We start from the raw sequence: 26,247 nt of genomic DNA, 5'->3' as shown, positions 1-26,247 counted from the left end.
TAGCGACGCTTACGTTTTAGATATGGCCTAAGAGTTCAGTTGAAGCCGCTACCGCAATTATTGCTGTAATAAAAAAATCAATTAAAAGGTAATTTATAAAATGACACAGGGGCATGTATCAGCGTTAGGTTTTATTTTTCTGCCGCTCTTAAGTGATAAATAATAGCTATAGTCACTTAATGTATAGGCGAATATAGTCGTATCTGTGTAGCTGCTACTATTAGAGCTAAGACTCCTCTTATTTTTAATTTTATCGATATCTTGTATAAGAAGGCTTTCTGGTCGTGACATTCCTTATCTCCAATTTAGATGTTAATTGACTCTCCTATTTTATTTAACTTGGATATAAAATTAAACAGAAAAAATTTTATTAATTTATTTAAGTGGGCTAAAAGATGACTTAGGATATAAAACAAGCCATGATTAATGATGATTTTACAGATTGATCATTGGTCTTGATTTTATGTTCCCGTCAGGTATTTATAAATTAGAATAGTTATATTTATTTCCATATAAATGTCAAATATTGGCTTGTGTTCACTTTACTCGGCTGCTAGAATGCACAAATAATTAATCGGGGTTATAGCTGTTGTTCTTGAACTAGAATTGAGTAATTAGCTGATTATACAAAGAAAATTGCTTATCAAAGTAAATATAGTTATAAAGATATTAGTGAACGATCTAAAGGATAAGCTAAACTTCGAGCAAAGAATAAGGATAAAACATGAGAAAATATCTGGCATTATTGCTATTGCCTACTGTGTTTGCAGGTTGTGCGACAACCCATCAATATAAACAAGGTTTAGCAAAGTGTGGCTCAAGTCAGTGTTATACTGCGCCGGTGTCGCAGCATGGGTCATATTATACCACAGGGATGGACATGTATTTTAAGGTGCCTGGTGAGTATCTACAAGGCGACTCTAAAATTACACTGGCTGTAGAAACTACGTTTTCGGCTGTATCACCTTCGCCTAATTTAATTAATGATCATACATTGGATGTCAACTCGGTGCGGATGCTAAGAAATGAAGCTAATTATTATATGGATACAAACATTTCTGCACTACTTGATTCGAATCCGCGTGATAGAGTGCGCTTAATTAATGATGGTGTGAAAAATAACTTATTGACGAATTTTGCAATTAAAGGTGTGAAAAACGTTGAGTTATAGCACTCAACGAATAGTTTCTGACATTGACTTCATTACTTGACTAAGCGCTGTCTCTAAATTTATTTCATCTTGATCAAGCTTCATGCGAACCCTATTTTTAAGCGGTGACCATACATGCTCTATCGGGTTTAAATCAGGCGTAACTGTAAGGAGAAGGCATCGTTTTTCCTTATTGTATTTTTTAACCTACTGATATTATGTCAGAAACTGTTAATCCAGCGCTATAATTGATTATGGCTATCGAAATTTTGGCAAAGATTGTCTTAGTGGCTATGTTGCTGTGAAACGTGTGTTTAAGAATGGTCAAGATTATGCCATTGAAACTGAGACGGCCTGCCCCATGGATTTATATGCTTCTAAAGTTGAGTCGATAGGAATTATATCTTCTTTGGATAGTGAGAAGAAAATGTTACAAAAAATACTAAATATTGATCAGGAAATTGCTTTATCTATGCAGTTAGTTTAATTCTAGATTAACGTTAATAAATATTGCTTTTATTGGTTGTTTTATAAATTACTTAAAGAATGACTGGCCTGGTATTTTTAAGCAGGCCGTTATCTTTATTAGTCTAGGTTTTTATAGTTTCTTTTACTTCTTTATAAAGCGGAAAAGAGCAGGTAAACTCACTGCCCTGCTGCTCGGTGCTTTTGATTGTGAGTTCACCTTCATGGCGCAATAAAACATGTTTGACGATAGCCAGACCCAAACCAGTGCCACCAACATCACGGGAACGCCCTTTATCGACCCGATAAAAGCGTTCGGTCAGGCGCTGAATGTATTTTTTTGGTACACCGATGCCGGTATCTTTGACCAAGACATGAATACCGTGGTCGTTTTTATAGGCAATAATTGATATTTTGCCGCCCTTGGGGGTGTAGCGTACGGCATTATAAGAAAGGTTAGTAAATGCACTGCGTAGCTCTGAGCGATTTCCCTTTAGTTTAATCTGTTCATCGATCTCAAGTTGGATGTCATGTGCTTGCTGGCTTAATGTTAAAGTATCTTGATAGACACCTTGTAATATACTGGCCAGAGCAATGACTTCGTCTTCATCTTTATTGGGGGCTTGGCCTTCTAAACGTGATAATAATAATAAATCAGCGACAATCGACTCCATGCGTTTGGTTTGTTGCTGCATCTGATTATAAATATGTAGGTAAGGACTCGTTTTTTGGTCAGTGCTGCTTTCACTAAAATCAATCAAGGTTTCTAGGTAACCATGAATGACAGTTAAGGGGGTGCGGAGCTCGTGTGAGACATTGGCGACGAAGTCTTGACGCATTTTATCGAGAAAATAGCTTTGGGAAATATCTTTGGCGACAAGCAGCCGCTCACCACTTTCAACAGGGAGCAACATCGCTGTGATGGCTTTATTGTTTTTTAGCGTGCATTGTACACTATCTTGTGGGTCTTTTAGAAACTCAACAAAGTCAGGATGGCTAATAACGCTGGTGATAGTTTGGTGTTTGTGCTGGCTTTTTAGGCGTAATAGTTTACGTGCTGCGGGATTCCACCACTTGATTAAAAAGTCTTGATCTAAGCCAACGATGGCATCAGAGAGACTGGCGATCAGCGGGTTATTATAATGCAGTCCAATACTCATGCAGGATCATCCTCAGCAGGTAAGCGCAGGCTGTAACCTGAGCCACGTGTGGTATGAATATAATTATAACTGCCAGCAGATTCGAGAATTTTTCTAAGGCGGCGAATGTGTACATCAACAGTGCGTTCGCTAACATAGACCTGAGGCCCCCAAACGCGATTAAGAAGTTGCTCACGGCTAAAGACTTTATTGGGGTGAGTAATGAAAAAGCAAATCAGCTTATATTCGATAGGCCCTGTTTTGACGGCTTGATCATTAATAAACACTTGTTGACTATCTTGATTGACACAGAGGCTGCCTAAACTGATAAATTGAGCCGGTTCTGTATTTTCTCCAGCATTCGTTTGGCTGCGGCGTAGCACCGCTTTAATTCGCGCGATGAGTTCGCGTGGTGAGAAGGGCTTAATTACATAATCATCTGCTTGCTCTAAGCCGAGCACACGCGATTCTTCTTCAGCACGTGCGGTGAGCATGATGATGGGTAAAGCTGGATACTGTACTTTGAGTGTTTGAGCAAGCTCTATGCCCGCTTGATCAGGTAGCATCCAGTCGAGTAGCAGTAAGTCGGGTGTTTTTTCGATAATTTTACGCTGGCCCTCTTTGGCAGTTTCAGCTTCAATGACCTCAAAATGTGATAGTTCCAAGGCAAAGCGTACCATGTCTCGTATCGGGGCTTCATCATCAATGATCATAATACGGGCAGTCATAAATTAATCTTCCTCACGGTTGAATAGCTTTAGCCTCATTGGTATACCATAAGTTTCGACTGAACTCCTAGCTTTTTTGAGGCTAATCAAGAAAAGTGCTGATCATCCTACTATGCTAATATTGTTAACTGAATGCTTTTATTAAAAATAGTAATATTTTAGTGGGGATTATAATATTTGTAACACATTGATCAGACCAGAATATAGTGCCACTCATAAAACTTTATTTTTTGTTACTTTATGGGTTACTTTCAGCTGAATCAGCAAAATTTAGAGGCTTACAATATGTTGGGTCTCAACAAAAAAGGTGTCAACTTGTGGGTTATGTGACAAATGTTTAACTTTTTATGGTTAGTAATATTGTTAATCGCTTTCACCAGAATGTAAAAAGTAGACTAAAGAAAAAAGTCGCTAATGGTTATCTTCGGGTGAAAAGAGGGAGGAAGGTTTAGAGGAGCTGTCTGCTGGGCTGCTTTATGCTTCATAAATTTCAGTGTCGGATAATGATACATAGTGTTCTTCTGGCGTGGGGCTTGTTAATGTGGATGTGTGATTAAAAAAAGGAGTAGCTTTGCTGTATCGTGCGCCCTGACCTGCAAAGGCCATATGATCCGCCAAGGATGTGTAGGTCACCAAAGGAATGCCTTCTGTTAGGCAATATTGCTTAAGTTCACTAAAAATACTACTATCTTTTTTCCGATTAAAAAAATCACGGATAGTTTGACCTTTGCCAATGCCTTTGCTGTTTGGTGGGATGGCAGTAAAGTTTTCAATTTTATCACTCCATTGACTTAAAAAGATTTCTAAATCCTCAGGACGGCTAAAATTATGCTCTAAAAGCTCTTTTTCCATTTCATTAAGTAGCCAAATACGTATAGCACGCTTAGTTCCTGTTACTGGCCAGCACCATCGTTCATTTTCTTGTTTATTTTGAATGGTATCTCTTAGTTGCCGTATTTCTTGCGCAATAAAACGTGTTAGTTTGTTTGCCATGGTATTTCACTTTAGTCCTTTAATAAAATATAGTTTCAGCTGTGACTCTAGCAAAGTACCAGTCGTAGCTCTATGTGTAATTTTGTTATTTTTTTAAATTAAAATGTAAAAAATTTATTAAGTTGGTTGCTGTTGGTGCTGAAAATGAAATAGAACAATAGCATCGGTAATATGTTGGCACTGTGTTAATAATTGCTCTGGAAAATGAATGAGCTGTAGTTTTTTTGAGCGTGGTAATTTTTTAATAAAGGCTTCTATTTTTAAAGTATGAGACAAAGTACTATGAATTTGCCAGCAAACGGCTAATTGTTTGGGTGGGAATGCACGGGTGTATTTGCATTTAGGGCTGCCTTGTAAATGCTCTTGATAGCGGCGCTTTATATTGGTGGTATAGCCAGTATAAAACGCACCATTATTGCACTCTAAGATATAAATATAGTAAACCGCCATAATTATTTTATATTTTTATGATTTATGGCCTAGGTTTTTTCTTGTAGAGCATGCAGTAAAGCGCTTAACGGGTGTTTAGGTTTAAAACCTTTGAAACGTTTGGTTTGGCAACGGCAAGAAAATCCGGTCGCTAGAATTTGCTCTTTGCTATATTGCTCGATAGTTTCCTGCCAATTTTGTCGAAATAATTTCCCTGAGTTTTCTACATGTTCAGTTTCATGGCCGTAGGTGCCGGCCATGCCGCAGCAGCCGCTTGGAATAATATTTAATGTTAAATTAAATTGCTTGAAAACATTCAGCCATTGTTTCGTGCTTTCAGGCAATAGTGACTTTTCTGTGCAGTGCTGCAATAGTGTATATTCAATGGCAGAGTGATATTTTTTAGTAATACTAGAATCAATATTAATAGATTTTAGCCATTCTGAAATTAATAAAATATTAAACTCTGGCTGTAGATTGGATTGATTACTGTAGTCCTGGTATTCATCGCGATAGCAGAGCACGGTGCTGGCATCGAGGCCGATCATGGGAATGCCGGTGTTAGCAATTTGATTAAAAAATTGACTGTTTTCTTCGACAAGCTGATTAAAGCTAGTTAAAAACCCTTTTACATGCATGGCCTTACCATTTTTTTTAAAAGGCAGAATCAATGGTTGATAACCCAGTTTTTTAATAAGGTCATAAGCGTCAGTGATAAGCTCAGCTTCATAAAAGCTGGTAAATGGATCTTGTACGAGAATTACCGCTTTTTCTCTATCGGCTCTGGAAAGTTGATGTAAGTCATTTAGGTTATAAAGAGGAATCTGCGCTTTTTTTAGCCTGGCACTTAAACTGGGTGTGCTTAATCTGGGTAGATCCGCTAAGCCTAACTGCTTTATAAGGTAAGTGCTGATTGGGTTATGGGATAACGTATTAAAGAATCTAGGAATGGTAGCTTGTAGTGGTAATAAAGATTCGATATTGGCAATGAGATAATCTTTTAATGGCCGTTTATTTTTTTGATAGTAATGGTTTAAAAATTTTGCTTTGCTATTTGGAATATTCACTTGTACGGGGCAGGCAGTTGCACAGCCTTTGCAGCCGAGACAGCCATGTAGGGCATGATACACTTCTTTTTCAAATGTAGAGGTGAGCTCACCCGTTGAGTCTTGCCGGCTCCATTCACGTAATAAATTGGCACGACCTTTAGGAGAATGTAAACGGTTATTTGTGACTTTATAGGAGGGACAAATCACCTGATCTTTCTGATAGGTAAAGCAGGCACCATTGCCATTACAGCGTAAAATAGTTTGATAGTTATTTTGATGAGTTAGATTGATGTGCTTGTCATAATCACCACGCAAGGTGCTGCGAATCGGTAATAATGCTTGTGGTTTATAAGGCGAGGAAACTAATTTTCCGGGATTGAGTTGATTAAAAGGATCAAATAAGCTTTTAATTTCAGCCATGAGACTATAGAGATTGTCGCCAATGTAATCCTTAATATAGTGGCCACGATAGCCTTTACCATGCTCACCCCAGAGGAGGCCATGGTACTTTTTAACCAGTTTTGCTGTTTCTTCAGTCAGTGTTGTTATGAGTGTAACGTCATGTTCTTGCTTTAAATCTAACGCTGGACGGACGTGTAAACAGCCGACATCAACATGGCCAAACATGCCATAGGTGAGTCCATGCTGTTCCAGCAATTGACGTAATTCAAAAATATAGTCAGCCAAATGTTCGGGAGGAACAACAGTATCTTCAATGAAGGGTAAGGGTCGACGTTCACCTGGGGTATTCCCTAGTAAGCCAACACTTTTTTTCCGTAGATTCCAGAGGGTTTCAATTTGCTTAGGATCTTGGGTGTTAGTATAACCTGTGGGAATAATTTTCCCGGTTTTATTATGTAGTTGGGCTTGTAATGGCTTGATTTTATCTTGTAATTCTTCAAGTGTGTTGGCTGTAAATTCAATGAGGTTAAGTGCGCTTAAATTCTCAGGGAGCTTGCCTTGAAAAAAATCCTCAAGTTCAGTGTAAATTGGATCTTGTTTAGCAAGATTTAGTACATTATCATCGATGCTTTCGATTGAGGTTGGGTTGATTGCGAGCAACTGGTGAGCACTTTTTAAGGCATCTTGAAAATCAGTATAAAATAAGGCGAACACCTGCTTGAACTTTGGAATCGGCATTAAGTTTAATTTCAGTTCAGTGACAATGGCTAGAGTACCTTCTGAGCCTGCAATCAGTTTATTGAGGTTCAGCGCGTGATGATTGTTGTTATGGTTGTTTTGGCATTGGGCAAGGTTATAGCCGGTCATATAGCGGCTTAATTTAGGAAAGTATTGGTTAATTTCCTGTTGATGCGCTGTTAGTTTATTTGATAGTTGATTAGATAATGCCTGTAGCCGCGGTGAGTTTTTTTTGAGATCTTGTGCTGAGGGGTGGGATTGAATGGTGTGCTGACTACCATCAGCAAAGATACAGGTACTTTCGAGAATATGATCGCTGGTATGGCCATAAATGCGTGATCCTTGTCCGCAGGCGTCCGTATTGGTCATGCCCCCTAAAGTTGCCCGATTACTAGTGGATAAGCTCGGTGCAAAAAAAAGACCGTATTGTTTTAAGGCATCATTGAGTTGATCGCGAATGACACCCGATTGTACACGTACCCAGCGCTCTTTTGGATTAATTTCAAGGATTTGAGTTAGGTATTTTGTTGTATCAAGAATAATACTAGCACTTAAAGATTGGCCGTTGGTGCCAGTGCCGCCACCGCGTGCACTTAAAGCGATATGGCGAAATTTAGTCTGAGTAAGTAATTTTGTTATACAAAGGATATCTTGATGGTGACGCGGGGCAATGACCGCTTGGGGCAAGTTTTGATAAATGCTGTTATCTGTGGCAAAGACAATACGGCTACCAAAATCCGTATTGATATCGCCAGAGAATGGGCTTTTTTTTAGCTCATCAATAAATTGTTGGTAATTAGTATGTAGAGAATACAACGTTTAGGTTCCCTTAAAGTAGTATATTAAATTTTATTTTATTAATTATTTTAGATTATTTTTTACTAGGTTAGGTGCAGATGGCTGTGAGACTACAGCGAGCTTTAATACCTGGCCTTTACGAATATCAAACGGACGTGCGCTATATAACTCAATGACCGTGATTTGTGGGGCAGTGAAAAACATGGGCTTGGCTTTAAATGTCCAAATATCTTTGCCGGGAGCGCCGATCATATTGGTTTTAGGTGCATTATAACGTTGGTTAACGACGTCCAAAAGATCATGGTCATAGGACTTTAAAAACCATGAAAAGCCAGTGGTTGGGTTGGCAGGGACTTTAATTTCAAAGGTTTGTCCGAGCTTGGAAACAGCGAGAGCTTTGCTGTTGTTAAATGCCTGGGTGAATGACTGGCGAGTATTTGTATTCGTATTTGCTGTTGCAGCATAATTGGCCGAACTTGTTGCTAAAAAAGACAATAACAGGCAGCAGGTACTGATGCTAATAACAAAGCGGTTATGGCGGATGAGTTGAGAGATTTTCATAATATTGGCCTTATTATTAATGTTTATTTAATTACTTGTTTGTTTGCTTGATTAAACCATTATTTAGCATTGAGCGGGTAGTTTTTATTGAGTGCTGCAAGTACAGTGAATACCGCAGGCTTTGTTGCATTGTGATTATTGATATGAGTTTTAAGGTAATTATAAGTCGTTAAGATGCGTTCAGCATTATTAACTTTACCATAGTGAATTTTAGCGTAGCTAAGGTTATTTTGATTGGCTTTGATTGCGAGTGCTAAGCGTGTTTGCCTAACACCTTCGATAAAACGTAAGCAGTTTAAGGCCGGCAGCAGGGTGTTGCTATTTTTAGGCAGTTCACGCTTTTCAATTTGAACGGCAATTGCACACTCTTTTTTTAATTGACCGGCCGAATACAGTGCGGCATGTGTAGGCAAATTGATACTCAAGGTTGTTAAAGTAGTCGTTAATAACAGAGTGAGGGTGCGCTTTTGCTGCATTGTCAAGTTCTCGCTTTATTATCTCTTGTGATAGAGTTTATTGGGACATTATCACTCAGGTGGATAAATGTGAAGAGGTGAGGGAGGGTCCATGCTGACAGAGTTTAAAATTGAAACAGATTTTGGCACACTAGCGGCTAAGCGCTGGGGAGTGGGCACACATAAGGTGTTAGTCATGCATGGTTGGCTCGATAATGCGGCAAGTTTTGATGTTCTGGCGCCGTTACTGCCAGACACCGAGTGCGTTGTCATTGATTTTTTAGGGCATGGGTTGTCGGATCATTTACCTGGGCAAAGGTTATATAGCTTAGATCTACACATTCAGGGGATAGAGGAGGTCATTGATTTTTTAGGCTGGGCGACATTTTCAGTGTTGGGTCACTCTTTAGGGGCGATTGTTGGAAGTTGTATTGCTGCTGATAGTCGTTTTTCAAAGCGTGTCGATAGTTTAATATCTTTGGATGCGCTAGGGCCATTGTCGGCAGAGTTAATGGCGTCGGATCACCCGGTTGCCGAAACAGTTGATAAAATGCGTTCACGTCGTCATCGCGCACCGCGTATTTATGCGTCTGTTGAGCAAATGTACCAGTCACGTGCCCATGCTAATCAGCTTGATGCTAAATTTATCAAGGGGTTGGTTGAACGTGGTGCAAAGGCTATTAATGGTGGTTGGCTGTGGTGCTTTGATCCGAAATTACTGGTAAAAACTAAATTAAAATATGCAGGTGAAACGGCTGTGCTGGCTGTATTAAAAAAAATCATATGTCCAGTTGCATTGATTCGGGCAAAGCATGGTATTTTGCCTAAGAATGCTGGGTTTAATCAGCGCTTAGCGATGGTGAATATGCTTTATTCTTATGAGCTTGACGGTGGCCATCATGTGCATTTAGAAGTACCAAGGCAGGTGGCCAACTGCATTCAGGAGTTTTGGCAGAAAGTACACTTGGTCTGAGTTCAGGCTTGAATCCAAAGAGGATGGGTGTGACAATAGCGACGCTAAAATTTTTATTATTTTTTATATATGGGGACGGCATGTGAGTGTACAGCCTATCGTGTGGCAACATAATGCTACAGTAATTGGTGCAAGTTGTTTGTATCAACCATGGTTAGAGCGGCCTTATTGTTTAACCTCGGCAATAAAGCGAGCGACTTGCCGGTTTTCGGTGCGTGTGTTGTCAGAAAGCTCTAAGCCTTTACAGAGCCTTTATCAATCGGATGATATGATTTATCAAGAGAATCAAGTATGGGAGCGTGAAGTTTATTTATGTGGAGACGATACACCGTGGGTGTATGCGAGTGTGGTTTTTTCTTCAGCCCATCCCCCTGAAATATTAACGACACTAGGGAGCCGTCCTTTGGGAGAGACACTCTTCTTTCATCCTGATGGTCGTGATGTTGCACGTTCAAAAATGGAATATGCGGGAATTGACCGTTCTTGCGATGTTTATTTGCCAGCATTTGATCTATCATCTCAGGATCGGCTGTATGCACGCCGTTCTGTTTTTTCACCTTATTGGGGGCAAGTGTTAGTCACAGAAATTTTTCTCGATACGTTGCCAGACTATCCTTTAGAAGAGAGAACTCTAGAGTGTAAAAATTAAGAGGATAATAATTTGAATAAGGTATTGCTGAAGTGAAAGCACAGATTTACCCTTATTTGCAACTGATGCGATTACATAAGCCCATTGGTGTGGTGCTTTGTCTGTGGCCATCATTGTGGGCATTATGGCTCGCTACATCGGGTCAGCCGTCATTCGCTTATGTCGTTATTTTTGTGTTAGGTGCGATTGTTGTGCGTGCAGCCGGATGTGTGATTAATGACTATGCTGATCGTAATTTTGATGCACATGTCGCAAGAACTGCCTATCGGCCGTTAGCGCAAGGCTTAATTTCTACAAAGCGTGCGTTGGCTTTATTTGCTATTTTAACATTAATCGCCTTTTTACTGGTGTTGCAGCTGAACATACTGACCGTCTTATTGTCTGTTGTTTGCATCGTTATGGCGGTGATTTATCCTTTTAGTAAGCGCTTTACTCACTTTGCCCAGTTTGTGCTGAGTTTGCCCTTTAATTGGGGGGTGATTTTGGCTTATAGTGCGGTCAAAAATAGTGTGCCGGTTGAAGCATGGTTGTTATTCGCTGCTTGCTGCGCTTGGACCTTGGCCTATGATACGATGTATGCCATGGTTGATCGCGAGGATGATATTAAAATTGGCTTAAAGTCAACGGCGGTTTTTTTTGCTCAGTATGACCGTTTGGCTATTTTTATCTTTCAATTGTTATTTATTCTTGGGCTTGTTGGCTTGGGTGGGTTATTGAAACTTGGGCCGTGGTATTTTGCTGGTTGTGTGAGTGCGGTGTTATTTTCACTGTACCAGCAAACGCTGATTTTTAAACAGCAAGCTCAGCCGTGCTTTCTCGCCTTTATGAATAATAATTGGCTAGGTGCTGTATTTTTCTTTTTTATTGTTCTTAACTATTGTTTATAGCTTTTAGCTGTGATTTAGCCAGTGATTTGATCGGAGGGTGGATGAAATCAGTACAGGGTGGCCCATTGCCTACGCACGACCTTCCTAGTGATCTTTTGTATCTATTTTCCAAATATTGGCTCAATTGGCAAGCACAGGTGAGTGCTTTAACGCTCGTATTACCCGATGATTTTTATCAGACCGTCGCGCGCGTGTGGAGCAGTAGTCGTTTTATTATGGATTATTGCCTGCAAAACCCCGAGCAACTCGCGGCCTTATTTAAAAGTCAAGCGATGGGGGCGGAGTTAGTGACTCAGGACAATTATCAGCATAAACTCGCTATATTGATCAATGATATTCATTGCCTTGATGAATTAAAATGTGAGTTACGACGGTTTCGTCGTTATGAGACCGTTAGAATTGCTTGGCGTGCTTTGGCCGGTTGGAGCGAAGATAAGCAGACGCTCACTGAGCTTTCCGCCCTGGCAAATGCCTGTTTGATCATGAGTTTCGATTGGCTTAAAGGCTATTTAAAGCCAGTCTATGGTGAACTGAATACACATGAGGCAGAATTGCTTGTGCTGGCCTTAGGAAAGCTCGGTGGTGGTGAGCTTAATTTTTCTTCGGACATCGACTTAATCTTTGCTAGTCGTGGTCAAGGCGTGACCGCAGGTGGGCGTCGTCAGGTCGATGAGAAGTTTTATTTTAATCAATTAGCTCAATATTTAGTTCAAGTCTTAAATGAAGTGACTGCTGATGGGTTTGTCTATCGAGTTGATGTACGCTTGCGGCCGTATGGCAATAGCGGTCCACTGGTGATGCCATTGGAGGCGATGGCGGTTTATTATCAACATCAAGGTCGTGCTTGGGAGCGTTATGCCTTAGTCAAAGCACAGTTGGTAATTGGCTCTTTAACGGGACGGCAAGAATGGCTGGCAATTTGTACGCCTTTTGTCTATCGGCGCTATGTGGATTATGGCATTTTTTCAGCATTAAGAGAGCTAAGAGCGCAAATTTTATTAGAGGCTGAAAAGCAGTCAAAAAACTGCATCAAGCGTGGTATTGGTGGTATTCGTGAAGCTGAATTTAGTGTACAAGCTTTACAACTGGTTTATGGTGGGCGTTTAGTGGCCTTGCAAACCAGTTCGTTTATTCATGCTTTACAGGCTCTTGATGAAGCCCAATTGGTTGATAGCACTGTTGTACGCGCCCGCTTAGCAGATTATTTATTTTTACGGCGCGTTGAAAACTATTTGCAGATGTATGCAGATGGGCAAGAGCACCAATTGCCGGCTGATACGCTGGCCCAGTTACGCTTAAGCTATGCTTTGGGCTTTGAAAATTATGCAGCGTTTGAGAATCAGTTAAATCGTATACAACAACGGGTGCATGCATGCTTTCTTGAGTCGGTTCATGTTCCCGATGAAGGGGTGGACGCTGCAACTTATATTAATGCGCATACCGATCATATGCATGTTAAGTCTTTGATTGATTTAGAGCATAACCGTTTGGAGGTGTTAACAGTAGAGGATATTAGTACTTGGCTGATGGCTTTTTCTGCCCCGGTCGCAGTGGCTGATGGTGATCATGTGGATGATAAGATGATGATGGCGATTGCGACCAGCATTAAAAACTTATTTCATTCGCGAACGTGTCGGCATATGTCTAAGCAAGCGGCCAAACGCTTATTGGCAGTTTTACCGGCGATCTGTGTGTCGATACCAGAGCAAAATAAGGCACATGCGTTAGAGCAAGTATTTTTGGTGCTGGAGGCGATCGTGCGTCGAAGTGCTTATTTGTCTATGCTGGCTGAGCACCCTGTTGTATTACAGCGCTTTGTTGATATCGTCAGCCAGAGTGCTTGGGTGGCGCAGAATTTACATGATTACCCGTTTTTATTGGATGATTTAATTACGCCAGGGTATTTTGCTGATTTTGATATAATGGGCCTAGAGCAACGCTTGTCACGTCAACTGAGCTATTGTGAAGAGAATGAAGAGCGCCAATTTGACATACTGCGTGAATTTAAGTTGATGACGCAGATGCAAGTGGCTGCGCTTTATCTAGATGGCAGTGCTGATGAGTCGTTTGCACCCGAGAAAATTCTTGCTAATACGGCTGAAATATTGGTCCGTGCGGTCTATCGTATGACGTTAAATAAACTGGCACTTGCTGAGGAAGATTGCCCTTTCGCTATTATTGCCTATGGTAAATTGGGCTCGGCAGAGATGAATTATGGCTCGGACCTGGATCTCGTGTTTTTGTATGATAGTCGCAAAATAGACACCGCGATTATTAGCCGTTTAGCACGAAAAATTGTCAGCGCCTTAACAGCGCGAACCCAGCAAGGGCTATTGTACGAGGTGGATACACGGTTACGCCCTTCGGGGAGTGCCGGCTTACTGGTGAGTGATATTCAGCACTTTAAGCGTTATCAGCAAGAAGATGCGTGGGACTGGGAACATCAAGCCTTAGTGAAGGCGCGTTTTATCTGTGGGCATGGTCTATTGTCTAAACAGTTTGAGGATATTCGTGGTCAAGTGCTGTGTCAAACGCGTGATCGGGCTGAATTGATTAAGAGTATTAGTCAGATGCGTCAGAAGATGCATGATTCATCTTCGCCTAGATCAGCGCGCCATCAATTATTATCATTATCATTGAAGGGATTACCGGGGGGGAGCATTGATATCGAGTTTATCGCGCAATATTTTGTCTTGGCTTTGAGTGCGAAAGTGCCTGAGTTGGTGAGTGCGCGTGATAGCTTATCTATACTCAAGATAGCCTTCAAACATCAGCGAGTGAGTGAAGAGAATTATCTGCAGTTAATGACAGCATTAAAGTTGTATAAGACGGCATTGATGGATTATATTTTGCTTGCTGATGAAGATACAGATCGGTTAGAATGGCACCGTCACCAAGTTCAACAGCGTTGGCAGCAGTGGCAACAAGGGCGGCTAGATTTACTATAACCATTTGCATCCTAGGGCATTGTAGCAAATAATGTGTCAAATTTACAAGGGGATCAATCGATGTCTAATCAAAAGCCAGTTCGTGCGTGTGCCGTGCCACGTTATGATGTGACAAAAAAGGACTTGCCCTTATCTTGTCCGATGCCGCAGATGGAAATTTGGGATGCTCATCCACGGGTTTATTTACCGATTGAAGAAACAGGGACAGCAACGTGTCCGTACTGTGGTGCGGAATTCCATTTGACTAACAAAAGTTAAGCCTGCGTGAAAAATATTTTAATTGTAGGTCCCTCCTGGGTGGGGGATATGATGATGTCTCAGTCTTTGCTTAAAGTCTTAAAGCAGCAGCATGCAGAAGTTAATATAGATGTTCTCGCGCCGAATTGGACATTTGCGCTACTTGCACGTATGCCGCAGGTTCGTGAGGCGATCTCTGCACCGTTTGCTCATGGCCAATTTGCCTTTAAAGAGCGCATGCGTTTAGGCCAAAGCTTACAAGAAAAGCACTATGATCAGGTGATTGTGTTGCCAAATTCATGGAAGTCGGCGGTGGTGCCGTGGGCGGCTAAAATTCCTCAGCGTACGGGTTGGTTGGGTGAGTTCCGTTATGGCTTGCTTAATGATGGAAGAAAGCTGGATAAAGTGAAATATCCGTTAATGGTGCAGCGGATGGTGGCTTTAGCCTATCCGAAGGGCAAAGAAATTTTACCTTCAATGTGTCCGAATCCTGAATTGATTGCTGATGAAAATAATGTCAAGCAGGCTTTGGAAAAGTTTAATTTAAATATGCAATCTGGGTCAATTTTAGCCTTATCACCCGGGGCAGAATTTGGCCCATCGAAAAAATGGTCACCTGACTATTTTGCTCACGTGGCGCTTGAGAAAATTCAAGCAGGTTGGCAGGTGTGGTTATTTGGTTCTAAAAAAGATGAAGCGGTCGCCCAAGAGGTTTTAGCAAAGGCTCCGGGCTGTATAGATTTAGTTGGTAAAACGAACTTAGAAGAAGCGGTTGATTTACTGTCTGCAACAGATCAAGTGGTTTCGAATGATTCAGGTCTGATGCATATTGCCGCGAGTTTGGGTAAGCCAACCGTTGCGATTTATGGCTCGACAGATCCGGGTTTTACTCCGCCGCTAGGTAAAAAAGTTAGAGTACTAGAAAAAGAATTGGATTGCCGTCCTTGCTTTAAGCGCGAGTGCCCTTTAGAGCACCATCATTGCATGGATTCTATTAAGCCTGATGAAGTCTTACACGCGCTAGATCAATTGCCATGAGAGTGCTGATTGTTAAAACCTCATCACTTGGTGATGTGATTCACACGCTGCCTGCTTTAACAGATGCAATGCGCTGTATCCCTAATTTAGAAGTGGATTGGGTGGTTGAAGAAGGTTTAGCAGAAATTCCAGCCTGGCATCCAGCGGTAAAGCAAATTATTCCGATTGCACTGCGACGCTGGCGTAAAAGTTGGCGTAAAGCCTGGTCATCAGGCGAGATAAAATCCTGTATTCAACAGCTCAAGCAAACCCCTTATGATAAAGTTATCGATGCGCAGGGTCTTTGGAAAAGTGCGTTGGTGGCGGTTTGGGCACAGGGAGAACGCATTGGCTTAAATCAGCAGAGTGCGAAGGAAAAAGGCTTGTCTTTTTTCTATGAAAAGACAGTGAATGTACCCAAAGGCCAGCATGCCGTTGAGCGGGTGAGGCAATTATTTGCAGGTGCATTAGGTTATAGTTTATCTGATTTAGATATTGATTACGGCCTTAATTTTGCCCAGGCTGACCTAGCGAATGGCCAGAGTCAGCAATTAAACCAACCGAATGATTACCTCGTATTTTTGCATAGCACTGCGTGGGAGACAAAAAAATGGCCTGTGTGCTATTGGCGTGAGCTGTGTCAACGTGCTGCTGAGGCTAATTTTCAGGTCAAGCTACCTTGGGGCAGTGAAGAAGAGCGACAAACGGCTTTGCAGATTGCTGAGGGTTATTCATATGTTAGCGTGTTGAGTAGAATGACGCTGAGTCAGATGCGAGTGTGTTTACAAGGTGCGAAAGGCGTGGTCGCGGTAGATACCGGACTTGGTCACTTATCCGCTGCACTAGCTGTGCCTTGTGTCTCTATGTATGGGCCGACGAATCCGGTATTAACATCGACCTATGGTAAAAATCAACAGCACTTGCATGCAGATTTTCATTGTGCACCATGTTTAAGTCGACGTTGTCAATATAGTGCGGATGATACATTGACGTTGTGGCCGCGTTGTTTTACGACGGTGCAACCTGACATGGTGTGGAGTACACTTGATCGATTAATGTGTGGAGTGCCATCGTGAAGGTTTCGGCGTATGTGATCGCTTATAATGAAGAAGAGAAAATCAGAGACTGTGTCCAGACCTTATTATGGGCGGATGAGATTATTGTCGCGGATTCTGGCAGTACCGATAGAACGGCTGCATGGGCAGAAGAGCTCGGCGCTAACGTGGTGCAAGTCCCCTTTAATGGTTTTGGTGATTTACGTAATCAGGCCATTGTTCATTGCACAGGAGATTGGGTTTTCAGCTTGGATGCAGATGAGCGTTGTACATCAGCGGTGCGTGATGAGATTCTTGAGATTATCCATCGTCCTGAGAGTGAACGTGCGGATATTTATCAGGTGCCGCGGCGTAACTTTTTTTTAGGTCGTTGGATTAAGCATGCGGGTTGGTATCCTAATTATCGTCAACCCCAGCTTTTTCGTCGTGGTAGCATGAGCTATGATTTAAAGCCGGTCCATGAGGGTTATATTGCGCATAGTCATAAACCGATAGGAGAATTAACAGCAGCGATTTGGCAAATTCCCTTTAAAAATCTAGACGAAGTGATGCATAAGGCAAATCGTTATTCAACCTTGGGCGTTGATAAGCTGGTTGAACGTGGCAAGCAGGGCTCGTTTGCTAAGGCTTTATTGCATGGCTTTTGGTCGTTTTTTAAGCATTATCTACTTAAGCGTGGTTTTTTAGACGGTTGGCCTGGTTTTATTATTGCATTGGGCAATTTTGAAGGGACATTTTATCGTCATGCTAAGTTAACTGAGCGTCAGGCTAGTTGGTCTTTGCCTAAGAGTGAACAGGTGCTAAAAAAAGATTAGTCATGGATATTTCGGTTGTCCTTACGACTTATAACTGGCCTAGTGCGCTGGAGTTGGTGGTTAATAGCCTGTTGTCACAACAAACCCAAGCGAGTTTTGAGCTGGTGATTGCCGACGATGGCTCTCAACTTGAAACAAAAAACTTGATTGATAAAATTAAATCAGCTGGTTCTGGCTCTATTTCAATTCACCATGTGTGGCAAGAAGATCAAGGGTTTCGTGCGGCTGCCTGTCGCAATAAAGCGGTAGCCCAAGCAAAAGGTGCGTATATTATTTTTATCGATGGCGATTGCATCGTGCCAAATTACTTTATTCAGCGTCATTATGAGTTGGCTAAAACGGGTTGTTTTGTCGGTGGTAATCGTATTCTACTCAGCAGGCATTTTACGCACGATGTGCTTGCTCATAAAATAAATTTAGCTGATAAAAATCTATTGTATTGGTGCTTTAAGCGTTTACAGGGACATTGCAACCGTGTATTGCCTTTGCTAAAACGTTCTTTGGGTGCTTGGCGTGAAAGCAAACAAGTATGGCAAGGAATAAAAACATGTAATATGGGGGTTTGGCGAGCGGATGTGTATGCCGTTAATGGCTTTGATGAGAGTTTTACCGGTTGGGGCTATGAAGATTCGGATTTTGCCATTCGTTTATTACGGGCAGGAATAAAGCGCCTGGATGGGCGTTATTATGCACCGGTGTTTCATCTTTGGCATCGAGAAAATAGCCGGGGCCAAGAGCAAGAGAATTTAATGCGTTTGCAACAAGTGATTGATGGTACACATAGCCAAGCGCATGTTGGCATCAGTCAATATTTAAATTAGGAGTGTCGTGTATGATTATTGTTACCGGTGGCGCAGGGTTTATTGGTAGTAATTTAATTAAGCAGTTAAATGAGCAAGGGCACCGTGAAATTTTAGTTGTCGATGATTTATCCGATGGCAAAAAATTTGTGAACTTAGCTGATTGCGATATTTTAGATTATCTTGATAAAAACCAATTTATAGAAAAAATTAAAAATAATGATGATTTCTCGGACTATGTGAAAGTAGTATTCCATCAAGGTGCTTGTTCGAAGACGACCGAATGGGATGGCCGCTATATGATGGATAATAACTATGAATATTCAAAGCAGTTATTACATTATTGTATGGCACGAGGCATTGCCTTTATTTATGCATCCAGCGCTGCAGTCTATGGGGGTAGTGAGACCTTTAAAGAATCACGTCAATTTGAAAAACCGCTCAACGTTTATGGCTATTCGAAATGGCAATTTGATCAATATGTCCGTCAGTGTGCTTTATCTGCGCATAGTCAAGTGGTCGGATTGCGTTATTTTAATGTTTATGGACCAGGTGAGCAGCATAAAGGGTCGATGGCCAGTGTGGCGTATCACTTGAACAATCAAATGCATGAGACAGGTAAAATTAATTTATTTGCCGGTTGTGATGGCTATGAAGATGGTGAGCAGCGTCGCGATTTTGTCTATGTTGGCGATGTAGTGAAAGCGAACCTATGGTTTTTAGAGCATGCTGATGTGTCTGGTATTTTTAATATTGGCACAGGTGCTAGTCAGAGCTTTAATGATGTGGCACGTGCAGTGATTGACTGGCACGGGCGTGGTGAATTGAATTATATTCCCTTCCCAGAGCACCTGAAAGGCGCCTACCAAAGCTTTACTGAAGCGGATATTCATGACTTGCGTCATGTTGGGTTTGATGAGCGCTTTTTAACGGTTGAAGAAGGGGTCAAACTATATTTAGATTGGCTACAGGCGAGATAATGGACTGATGATGCGTCGATTTTATACCTGTTGTTTTTATTTGTTGTTACCGGTGATTTTTTTGCGGCTGTGGTATAAAGGCCGCAAATTACCGGCTTATCGTCGTCGTTGGTTGCAGCGTTTAGGCTGGGTGAAAATACCAAAAGAATATCAGCATGGCTTGTGGATTCATGCGGCATCTGTCGGTGAAGCTGTTGCTGCTAGCATGTTGGTGAAAACCTTGCGTGAGCAAGGAGATAAGCGGCCGATTGTGATGACGACGATGACACCAACAGGTTCAGAGCAAATTCAGCGCAGTTTGGCCGGTGACGAGGTCTATCATGTCTTTGTGCCGTATGATTTGCCCTGTGCAGTACGGCGGTTTCTTGATAGCGTGCAGCCTAAGGTTTTAATTTTGATTGAAACGGAGGTATGGCCAAATTTGCTCGCTGAAGCAAAACACTATGATATTCCATGTGTCTTGGTGAATGCACGATTATCTGCACGTTCAGCGGCCGGTTATCAGCGCCTGAAGGGCTTTAGTCGTTGGATGATGCGACAGTTTGATGTGATTTTGGCGCAAACCCGTGCAGATGCTGAGCGTTTTATTCAACTTGGTGCTCACAGTGAGCGAGTAAAAATCTGTGGTAATGTAAAATATGATTTGTCCTGGCCGGAAAATTTAGCTAGAGACGCTGCTCTCCTTCGTCGGGTCTTTGGAGAAACGCGGCCCGTTGTCACCGTTGCAAGTACACATAAGGGTGAAGAAGAGTTGATTTTGAGGGCGTTTGAAATAGTTTGGCAGACGCTCGATGTCGTTTTAGTGTTAGTGCCGCGTCACCCCAATCGTTTTGCTGAGGTTAAAAAACTCTGTATAAAAACCGGCAAAGCATTCGCTTGTCGTAGTGATGGTGATGATAATAGTAAACACCCTGATCAAGAGCAGCAGGTTCAGCTATATCTAGGGGACTCCATGGGGGAGATGGGCTTGTATTATCAAGTCGCCGATATCACCGTGGTGGCGGGTAGTTTTCAGCCGATTGGTGGGCATAATATGTTAGAGCCAGCCTCCCTTGGTAAAGCGGTGATTACTGGACCACATGTGTTTAACTTTACTCAAGTTGCTCAATTATTGGCGGATGCGAATGCGGCAATAAAGCTTGCAGAGGCGAGTGATAGTCAGCATTTGGCGGGCTGTATTATGGAGTTATTGAGTGATCCTGATAAATACACAGCGATGGGAGAGCGGGGACAAGCCGTGGTTAAAAAACACCAGGGTGCGAGCCTTGCGACGTTGGATGAAATCCGTAAAGTGATGAAATCACGCTGATATTATTAATCTAATGGTTGTCGAGTCAAACAGGCTTAGTTTGGCTTGTGCACAGGCCTGTTTATTTTTTTATTGATGGTTTTTCCATGGTTTTGCAATGCCGCTTGTATTTATGCAGTGAATTCGTTAATGTGTTTTCTCATTCAGCTCATTCAGATTTTTGAATTAGGAGGACGATGTGAGGAAAACAGCACTGTATGATTTACAGGATCAACTGTCACCACGTTGGGTTGATTTTGCTGGGTGGCAGATGCCGATTTATTATGGCTCGCAGTTAGAAGAACATCTGGCAGTGAGAAATGATGCAGGGATGTTTGATGTTTCACACATGCAGGTGGTGGATGTCAAGGGAGCTGATGCTAAAGCTTTTTTCTCTTATTTACTTGCCAATGATATTAATAAACTCAAAGCCCCAGGAAAAGCCCTATATAGCTGCATGTTAAATCATGAAGGTGGGGTGATTGATGATCTTATCGTTTATTATTTAGGCGAAGAATATTATCGTATCGTTGTCAATGCGGGTTGTGCGGATAAAGATATTGCTTGGATTAAAGAGATTGCCAGTCAGTTTGCTGTGACGGTTAGCACGCCTGAAGATGTTGCGATTATTGCTGTACAAGGTCCTCAAGCATTGGCTCGGGTTATTTCTGTGCTTTCTGCGCCTAAGGTTGAACTGATTAGTCAACTGCAGCCTTTTGCTGTGGGGTCTATTGAAGGCTGGACGATTGCTCGTACCGGCTATAGCGGTGAAGATGGTCTTGAACTGATTTTGCCAACGGACCAGGTTACTCAGGCTTGGCAAGATCTTATTACGGCGGGAATTACTCCGTGTGGTTTGGGGGCACGAGATACATTGCGCTTGGAGGCTGGACTTAATTTATTTGGTCAAGATATGGATGAATTAACTCACCCTTATGAGTCTAATTTAGGCTGGACCGTGGCATTAGAGCCGAGTGAGCGTAATTTTATTGGCCGTCAGGCGCTGGAAGCAATTCAGGCAGAAGGTGTCACGCATCGCTTGGTCAGTTTGGTGATGACAGAAAAAGGTGTGTTGCGTCATGGTCAGAAAGTCATTGTTGAAGGCGTAGGAGAAGGCGTGATTACCAGTGGGACATTCTCGCCCAGTTTAGGTGTGGCGATTGCTTTTGCTCGTATTCCTGTCAGTGATGCCGCGAGTGTTGAAGTTGAAATTCGTAATAAACGTTTTCCTGCGCATATCGTGCGTGGTCCTTTTGTTCGTATGGGTAAACCTTCTAAAGCTGTTGAGGAGATTCTGGCATGAGCCAAGTAAATAATGAATTAAAATATACAAAATCACACGAGTGGGTTCGTGTTGAGGCCGATGGCAGTGTGGTGATTGGGATTAGTGATCATGCCCAGTCCTTACTCGGTGATGTTGTATTTGTTGAATTACCTGAAATCGACGCTGAATATGATGCTGGAACTGAGGTGGGAGTGATTGAATCAGTGAAAGCTGCCGCGGATGCTTATAACCCGATTGCTGGAAAGGTGTTGGCAGTCAATGAAGCCTTGCTGGATAGTCCGGAATTAATCAATGAATCACCTTTTGATGATGGTTGGATGTATCGTTTAGCACCACATAGTGCAGCTGACCTTGATGGCTTGATGAATGCTGAAGCCTACGCTGCTTTATTGGCTGAAGAAGAGTAACTGGGGGTAACATGGCCTTTATTCCTCACACAAAAACAGATATCAGTCAGATGTTAGCGACGATTGGTGTGCAGTCTGTTGAAGATTTGTTTGATGAAATTCCAGCAGAACTAAAAGTAGCAGGCTTAGATTTGCCTGAAGCTTTGTCTGAGATGGCGATCTTGCGTTTAATGCGTGAGCGGGCAAACCTGGATAAGTCCCAACTTAACTTTGTTGGTGCAGGTGCCTATGAGCATCATATTCCTGCAGCGGTATGGGATATTGTCTCACGTGGTGAGTTTTATTCTGCGTATACACCGTATCAAGCTGAAGCCAGCCAAGGGACATTGCAGTTACTCTATGAATATCAATCGATGATGGCCTCGCTGACAGGAATGGATGCGGCAAACGCTTCGTTATACGATGGCGCCAGTAGTTTAGCTGAAGCGGTGTTGATGAGTGTGCGCTTGAACCGTCGCTCAAAATCACGCCGTATTTTGGTTTTAGGTGCCTTGCATCCGGCTTATCGTGAGACCATTCATACTCTGGTGTCTAGCCAAAAAATTGAATTAGTCGATGTGCCGTTTAATGCAGCCTCGGGTACGGTGCAGCTCAGTGATTTAGAGCCATGGCAGACTGAAGATATTACTGCGGTGATTATTAGTCAGCCGAACTTTTTGGGTCAGTTAGAAGCGGTGAATGAGTTAACCGATTGGGCACATCAGCAACAGGCGATTGTTATTGCTGTCGTGAATCCAACAGCCTTAGCCTTATTGCATGCGCCAGGGCAATGGGGTGAAAAAGGGGCAGATATTGCCTGCGGTGAAGGTCAACCTTTAGGGGTGCCGTTGGCTTCAGGTGGGCCGTATTGTGGTTTTATGACCTGTAAAATAGCCCATGTGCGGCAGATGCCAGGGCGAATTATTGGCCGCACGACGGATTTGGATGGCAAAGAAGGCTTTGCTTTGACCTTGCAAGCGCGTGAGCAACATATTCGCCGGGCGAAAGCAACATCGAATATTTGTACTAACCAAAGTTTATTAGTCACGGCGACGACGATTTATTTAGCGTTGCTAGGTTATCAAGGCTTAAAGCAAGTTGCTACTCACTCGTGTGCGAATAGTCGTGTTTTGGCTGAGCGTATTTGTCAAATTTCGGGTGTTGAGCAGGTGTATTCACGTGATAATAGCTTTCATGAAGTGGTGATTCGCCTACCGATCAGTGCTAAAACAGTATTATTGGGCATGAGCAAAAAAGGGATTTTAGCGGGTTATGACCTAGGTCGAGACTATTCAACTATGGGGCATTGTTTGTTGGTGTGTGCAACAGAAACGAAAACCGCTCATGATTTAGAGCAATATTATGATGCTTTACTTGAGGTATTAAAAGCGGAGGGTGTGTCATGCTAATTTTTGAACGTTCTGCAACAGGGCGCACCGCAACCGCACAAGCACCGCGAGAAATTGAGTCAGTGCAGTTTGCTGAACAGCACCGACGTAAAGATAAACCGGTACTGCCTGAAGTATCTGAAATGCAAGTAGTGCGTCATTATACCCAGTTATCACAGAAGAACTTTTCAATCGATAGCCAGTTTTACCCGTTGGGTTCATGTACGATGAAGTATAACCCACGCGGGGCACATAAGGCGGCAAGCTTGGAAGGCTTCTTAAATCGTCACCCCTATTTAGCCGACCAGGATAATCAAGGCTTTTTAAGCTGCATGCATGAATTGCAAGAGATGCTCGCTGAAATGACGGGGATGTCTGCAGTTGCTTTATCACCAATGGCAGGAGCTCAAGGTGAATATGCAGGGGTTGCCATGATTCGTGCGTATCATCTGGATAACGGTGATTATGAGCGTGATGAAATTCTTGTGCCGGATGCAGCGCATGGAACGAACCCTGCTTCTGCGGTGATGTGTGGTTTTAAAGTTAAAGAGATTCCAACAACGCGTGATGGCGATGTTGATATCGATGCCTTAAAAGCTATGGTTGGTGCAAAAACGGCGGGGATTATGTTGACTAACCCGTCAACGCTTGGCGTGTTTGAGCGTAAAATTAAGGAAATTGCTGCGATTGTTCATCAAGCGGGTGGCTTATTGTACTATGATGGGGCGAACCTTAATGCTATTTTAGGGCAGACACGTCCAGGGGATATGGGCTTTGATGTGATTCATTTGAATTTACATAAAACCTTTGCCACACCGCATGGTGGTGGTGGCCCTGGTGCAGGTCCTGTGGCGGTGAGTGAGCGCTTAAAACCCTATTTGCCTATCCCTTATGTACAACAGCAGACTAAAAGTAATCGCACTGAATATAGCCTGGTTGATCGTAAAGCAGCGCCGAAAAGCATCGGGCGAATGAGTACCTTTATGGGCAATAGTGGTGTGTTATTACGCGCTTATGTCTATATTCGTCTGCTGGGTAAGTCTGGTGTGGAGGAAGTCAGCCGGTATGCGACTTTAAGTGCAAATTATTTAATGGCGCGCCTCGCGCAAGCAGGCTTTAGCATGGCTTATCCAGGGCGTCGTGCGACTCATGAGTTTATTTTAACGCTTGCAGCAGAGAAAAAAAGCATTGGCGTTTCAGCAATGGATGTCGCTAAACGTTTATTAGATTATGGCATGCATGCACCAACGACTTATTTTCCGTTATTGGTTCCAGAATGCTTTTTAATTGAGCCGACGGAAACTGAAAGCAAGGAAGAATTGGATGCGTTTGTAGATGCAATGGTTAATATTCGTGCAGAAGCTGTTAAAAATCCTGAATTTTTACATGCTGCACCTTATACTTTGCCTGTGCGTCGTCTCGATGATGTTAAAGCAGTAAAAGAGTTAGACATTGCTTGGCAACAGGGTGTTGATAATAAATAACCCTGCTATTGCTTTATGTAAGATAAATAGCTCTAAGTTGAAAATGCCCTTTATTTTAAAAGGGCATTTTTTATGCAGAATAAAAACACTAAATTTTTAATGTTAACTTCACTGTTTTCTGTAGCCTTGAATTCACCCTTAGCTTAAAATATTTTGAAGCTATTTATTTTTATGAACTAAGAGATACTTTAATGATTAACCAGCAACCAAAAGGGCTTTACTTACTTTGCTTTACCGAGTTGTGGGAGCGGTTTGGCTTTTATACAGTACAGACTATTTTGATCTTATATATGAGTAAAGGTCTATTATTTTCAGATTATCGTGCGTACTTACTCTATGGGACATTCAGTGCATTACTTTACTTAACTCCTGTTTTAGGTGGTTTTGTTGCGGATCGTTATATTGGCTTTCAGCGCTCGATTATTTTGGGTGGCTTATTATTTGTACTGAGTTACTTATTGTGTGCACTACCGGGTCAAGCTGCTTTTTTCTGGGGGCTGACGTTCCTAATTATTGGTAATGGTTTTCTAAAGCCGAATGTATCAAGTATTGTCGGCGAGCTTTATGAAAAAGATGATCCGCGTCGTGACGGAGGGTTCACACTATTTTATATGGGAATTAATATTGGCGCATTGATTCCTCCGATTTTTGCTGGAGATTTAGTACATCAGCATGGTTGGCATAGTGGCTTTTTATTAGCTGCTGTTGGCATGTTTATTGGTTTAATAAGCTTTATTTATGGTCGTTATCGTTTACAGGGAAAAGGTGGCGTACCTAAGGGCAGCCCATTATATAGGCAATTATTGACTTATCTTAATCGCATTCATTTTTTACTGGCATGTACTATTGTTATTTGTGCTTTTATTATTCATGCGCTATTTAAAATTCCAACAATAACATCAACCGTATTAATTATTGCATCCATCTTGATTGTACTTTGGGTGTTAATTATTGCTCTGCGTGAGAGTGATGATATACGCAATAAAATGATTGCAGCATTGATCTTAACTGTAATTTCTGTTGGATTCTGGGCATTATATAATCAAACTTTTACCTCACTTATGCTGTTTGCTGAGCGTAACATGCAGCCTAATTTTTTAGGTATGACAATTAATGCGGAATTTACCCACGCTGCGAGCCATGGAGTG

25 protein-coding genes are annotated in these 26,247 nt (G+C 42.1%); 18 read left to right on the top strand and 7 right to left on the bottom strand.

The genetic code is table 11. From position 1 onward, the window contains the following. The first annotated feature begins 724 nt into the window (after positions 1 to 724). Positions 725 to 1,171, top strand: a complete 447-nt coding sequence (locus C200_RS10095) for a hypothetical protein (protein WP_016212369.1) — start codon at positions 725 to 727, stop codon at positions 1,169 to 1,171. Positions 1,172 to 1,451: 280 nt separating this feature from the next. Further along, positions 1,452 to 1,637: a hypothetical protein gene (locus tag C200_RS10090; protein ID WP_032126651.1), complete on the top strand. Its 186-nt coding sequence runs from the start codon at positions 1,452 to 1,454 to the stop codon at positions 1,635 to 1,637. Positions 1,638 to 1,740: 103 nt separating this feature from the next. Here C200_RS10090 and phoR read toward each other — a convergent pair whose 3' ends face one another. The 7 genes from phoR to C200_RS10055 all read right to left on the bottom strand — a co-directional run bounded on the left by phoR (position 1,741) and on the right by C200_RS10055 (position 8,928). Next, positions 1,741 to 2,775 (bottom strand): phosphate regulon sensor histidine kinase PhoR, encoded by a 1,035-nt coding sequence (gene phoR / locus C200_RS10085; protein WP_016209899.1) that lies wholly within the window; start codon positions 2,773 to 2,775, stop codon positions 1,741 to 1,743. Beyond that, positions 2,772 to 3,482, bottom strand: a complete 711-nt coding sequence (locus tag C200_RS10080) for a winged helix-turn-helix domain-containing protein (RefSeq protein WP_016209908.1) — start codon at positions 3,480 to 3,482, stop codon at positions 2,772 to 2,774. Before C200_RS10080 ends, phoR begins: the two co-directional genes overlap by 4 nt. A gap of 474 nt (positions 3,483 to 3,956) precedes the next feature. Then, positions 3,957 to 4,475: a hypothetical protein gene (locus C200_RS10075; RefSeq protein WP_016209923.1), complete on the bottom strand. Its 519-nt coding sequence runs from the start codon at positions 4,473 to 4,475 to the stop codon at positions 3,957 to 3,959. Between the two features lie 117 nt (positions 4,476 to 4,592). Further along, complete coding sequence (locus C200_RS10070; RefSeq protein ID WP_016209901.1) at positions 4,593 to 4,925, bottom strand: GIY-YIG nuclease family protein; 333 nt, start codon at positions 4,923 to 4,925, stop codon at positions 4,593 to 4,595. Positions 4,926 to 4,954: 29 nt separating this feature from the next. Continuing rightward, positions 4,955 to 7,909, bottom strand: coding sequence for an FAD-binding and (Fe-S)-binding domain-containing protein (locus C200_RS10065; RefSeq protein WP_016209920.1), 2,955 nt, complete (start codon positions 7,907 to 7,909; stop codon positions 4,955 to 4,957). 45 nt (positions 7,910 to 7,954) lie between these two features. Beyond that, positions 7,955 to 8,452 carry a protease inhibitor I42 family protein gene (locus C200_RS10060; RefSeq protein ID WP_016209912.1) on the bottom strand — a complete coding sequence of 166 codons (498 nt, stop codon included), beginning with the start codon at positions 8,450 to 8,452 and terminating at the stop codon, positions 7,955 to 7,957. 59 nt (positions 8,453 to 8,511) lie between these two features. Then, the gene (locus C200_RS10055; RefSeq protein WP_016209922.1) at positions 8,512 to 8,928 is read right to left on the bottom strand and encodes a hypothetical protein; all 417 of its coding nucleotides are present in this window, start codon (positions 8,926 to 8,928) and stop codon (positions 8,512 to 8,514) included. 91 nt (positions 8,929 to 9,019) lie between these two features. On the opposite strand from C200_RS10055, the gene C200_RS10050 reads away from it, so the two are divergent. From C200_RS10050 to C200_RS09975, 16 genes are all read left to right on the top strand, one after another. Further along, positions 9,020 to 9,880: an alpha/beta fold hydrolase gene (locus tag C200_RS10050; RefSeq protein WP_016209915.1), complete on the top strand. Its 861-nt coding sequence runs from the start codon at positions 9,020 to 9,022 to the stop codon at positions 9,878 to 9,880. 82 nt (positions 9,881 to 9,962) lie between these two features. Beyond that, positions 9,963 to 10,529 carry a chorismate--pyruvate lyase family protein gene (locus C200_RS10045; RefSeq protein ID WP_032126652.1) on the top strand — a complete coding sequence of 189 codons (567 nt, stop codon included), beginning with the start codon at positions 9,963 to 9,965 and terminating at the stop codon, positions 10,527 to 10,529. Between the two features lie 32 nt (positions 10,530 to 10,561). Then, complete coding sequence (ubiA, locus tag C200_RS10040) at positions 10,562 to 11,416, top strand: 4-hydroxybenzoate octaprenyltransferase (RefSeq protein WP_016209918.1); 855 nt, start codon at positions 10,562 to 10,564, stop codon at positions 11,414 to 11,416. Positions 11,417 to 11,457: 41 nt separating this feature from the next. Beyond that, entirely contained in the window at positions 11,458 to 14,364 is a 2,907-nt protein-coding gene (gene glnE / locus C200_RS10035) for a bifunctional [glutamate--ammonia ligase]-adenylyl-L-tyrosine phosphorylase/[glutamate--ammonia-ligase] adenylyltransferase (RefSeq protein WP_016209914.1), read from the top strand. Positions 14,365 to 14,424: 60 nt separating this feature from the next. Next, positions 14,425 to 14,622, top strand: a complete 198-nt coding sequence (locus tag C200_RS10030; RefSeq protein ID WP_016209904.1) for a zinc-finger domain-containing protein — start codon at positions 14,425 to 14,427, stop codon at positions 14,620 to 14,622. A gap of 6 nt (positions 14,623 to 14,628) precedes the next feature. Beyond that, complete coding sequence (gene waaF, locus C200_RS10025; RefSeq protein WP_016209903.1) at positions 14,629 to 15,639, top strand: lipopolysaccharide heptosyltransferase II; 1,011 nt, start codon at positions 14,629 to 14,631, stop codon at positions 15,637 to 15,639. Then, the gene (gene waaC / locus C200_RS10020; protein WP_016209910.1) at positions 15,636 to 16,694 is read left to right on the top strand and encodes a lipopolysaccharide heptosyltransferase I; all 1,059 of its coding nucleotides are present in this window, start codon (positions 15,636 to 15,638) and stop codon (positions 16,692 to 16,694) included. Before waaF ends, waaC begins: the two co-directional genes overlap by 4 nt. Next, positions 16,691 to 17,488, top strand: coding sequence for a glycosyltransferase family 2 protein (locus C200_RS10015; RefSeq protein WP_196771031.1), 798 nt, complete (start codon positions 16,691 to 16,693; stop codon positions 17,486 to 17,488). The genes waaC and C200_RS10015 overlap by 4 nt, the downstream gene beginning before the upstream one ends. Positions 17,489 to 17,490: 2 nt before the next feature. Beyond that, the gene (locus C200_RS10010; RefSeq protein WP_016209913.1) at positions 17,491 to 18,309 is read left to right on the top strand and encodes a glycosyltransferase family 2 protein; all 819 of its coding nucleotides are present in this window, start codon (positions 17,491 to 17,493) and stop codon (positions 18,307 to 18,309) included. A gap of 11 nt (positions 18,310 to 18,320) precedes the next feature. Next, positions 18,321 to 19,268, top strand: coding sequence for an ADP-glyceromanno-heptose 6-epimerase (gene rfaD / locus C200_RS10005; RefSeq protein WP_016209907.1), 948 nt, complete (start codon positions 18,321 to 18,323; stop codon positions 19,266 to 19,268). Positions 19,269 to 19,275: 7 nt separating this feature from the next. After that, the gene (waaA, locus tag C200_RS10000; RefSeq protein WP_032126654.1) at positions 19,276 to 20,577 is read left to right on the top strand and encodes a lipid IV(A) 3-deoxy-D-manno-octulosonic acid transferase; all 1,302 of its coding nucleotides are present in this window, start codon (positions 19,276 to 19,278) and stop codon (positions 20,575 to 20,577) included. Between the two features lie 178 nt (positions 20,578 to 20,755). Further along, the gene (gene gcvT / locus C200_RS09995; RefSeq protein ID WP_016209919.1) at positions 20,756 to 21,859 is read left to right on the top strand and encodes a glycine cleavage system aminomethyltransferase GcvT; all 1,104 of its coding nucleotides are present in this window, start codon (positions 20,756 to 20,758) and stop codon (positions 21,857 to 21,859) included. Next, complete coding sequence (gene gcvH, locus C200_RS09990) at positions 21,856 to 22,248, top strand: glycine cleavage system protein GcvH (RefSeq protein ID WP_016209906.1); 393 nt, start codon at positions 21,856 to 21,858, stop codon at positions 22,246 to 22,248. Before gcvT ends, gcvH begins: the two co-directional genes overlap by 4 nt. Positions 22,249 to 22,259: 11 nt before the next feature. Further along, positions 22,260 to 23,636, top strand: a complete 1,377-nt coding sequence (gene gcvPA, locus C200_RS09985) for an aminomethyl-transferring glycine dehydrogenase subunit GcvPA (RefSeq protein WP_016209924.1) — start codon at positions 22,260 to 22,262, stop codon at positions 23,634 to 23,636. Beyond that, the gene (gcvPB, locus tag C200_RS09980; protein ID WP_016209900.1) at positions 23,630 to 25,099 is read left to right on the top strand and encodes an aminomethyl-transferring glycine dehydrogenase subunit GcvPB; all 1,470 of its coding nucleotides are present in this window, start codon (positions 23,630 to 23,632) and stop codon (positions 25,097 to 25,099) included. Before gcvPA ends, gcvPB begins: the two co-directional genes overlap by 7 nt. Before the next feature lie 191 nt (positions 25,100 to 25,290). Beyond that, positions 25,291 to 26,247 (top strand): peptide MFS transporter (locus C200_RS09975; protein ID WP_155276083.1); only part of this gene is annotated, 957 nt, incomplete at its 3' end.

Origin of the sequence: Piscirickettsia salmonis LF-89 = ATCC VR-1361, assembly GCF_000297215.2 — a bacterium.
Taxonomy (GTDB): domain Bacteria; phylum Pseudomonadota; class Gammaproteobacteria; order Piscirickettsiales; family Piscirickettsiaceae; genus Piscirickettsia; species Piscirickettsia salmonis.
This window is presented reverse-complemented; position numbering and strand designations above follow the sequence as displayed.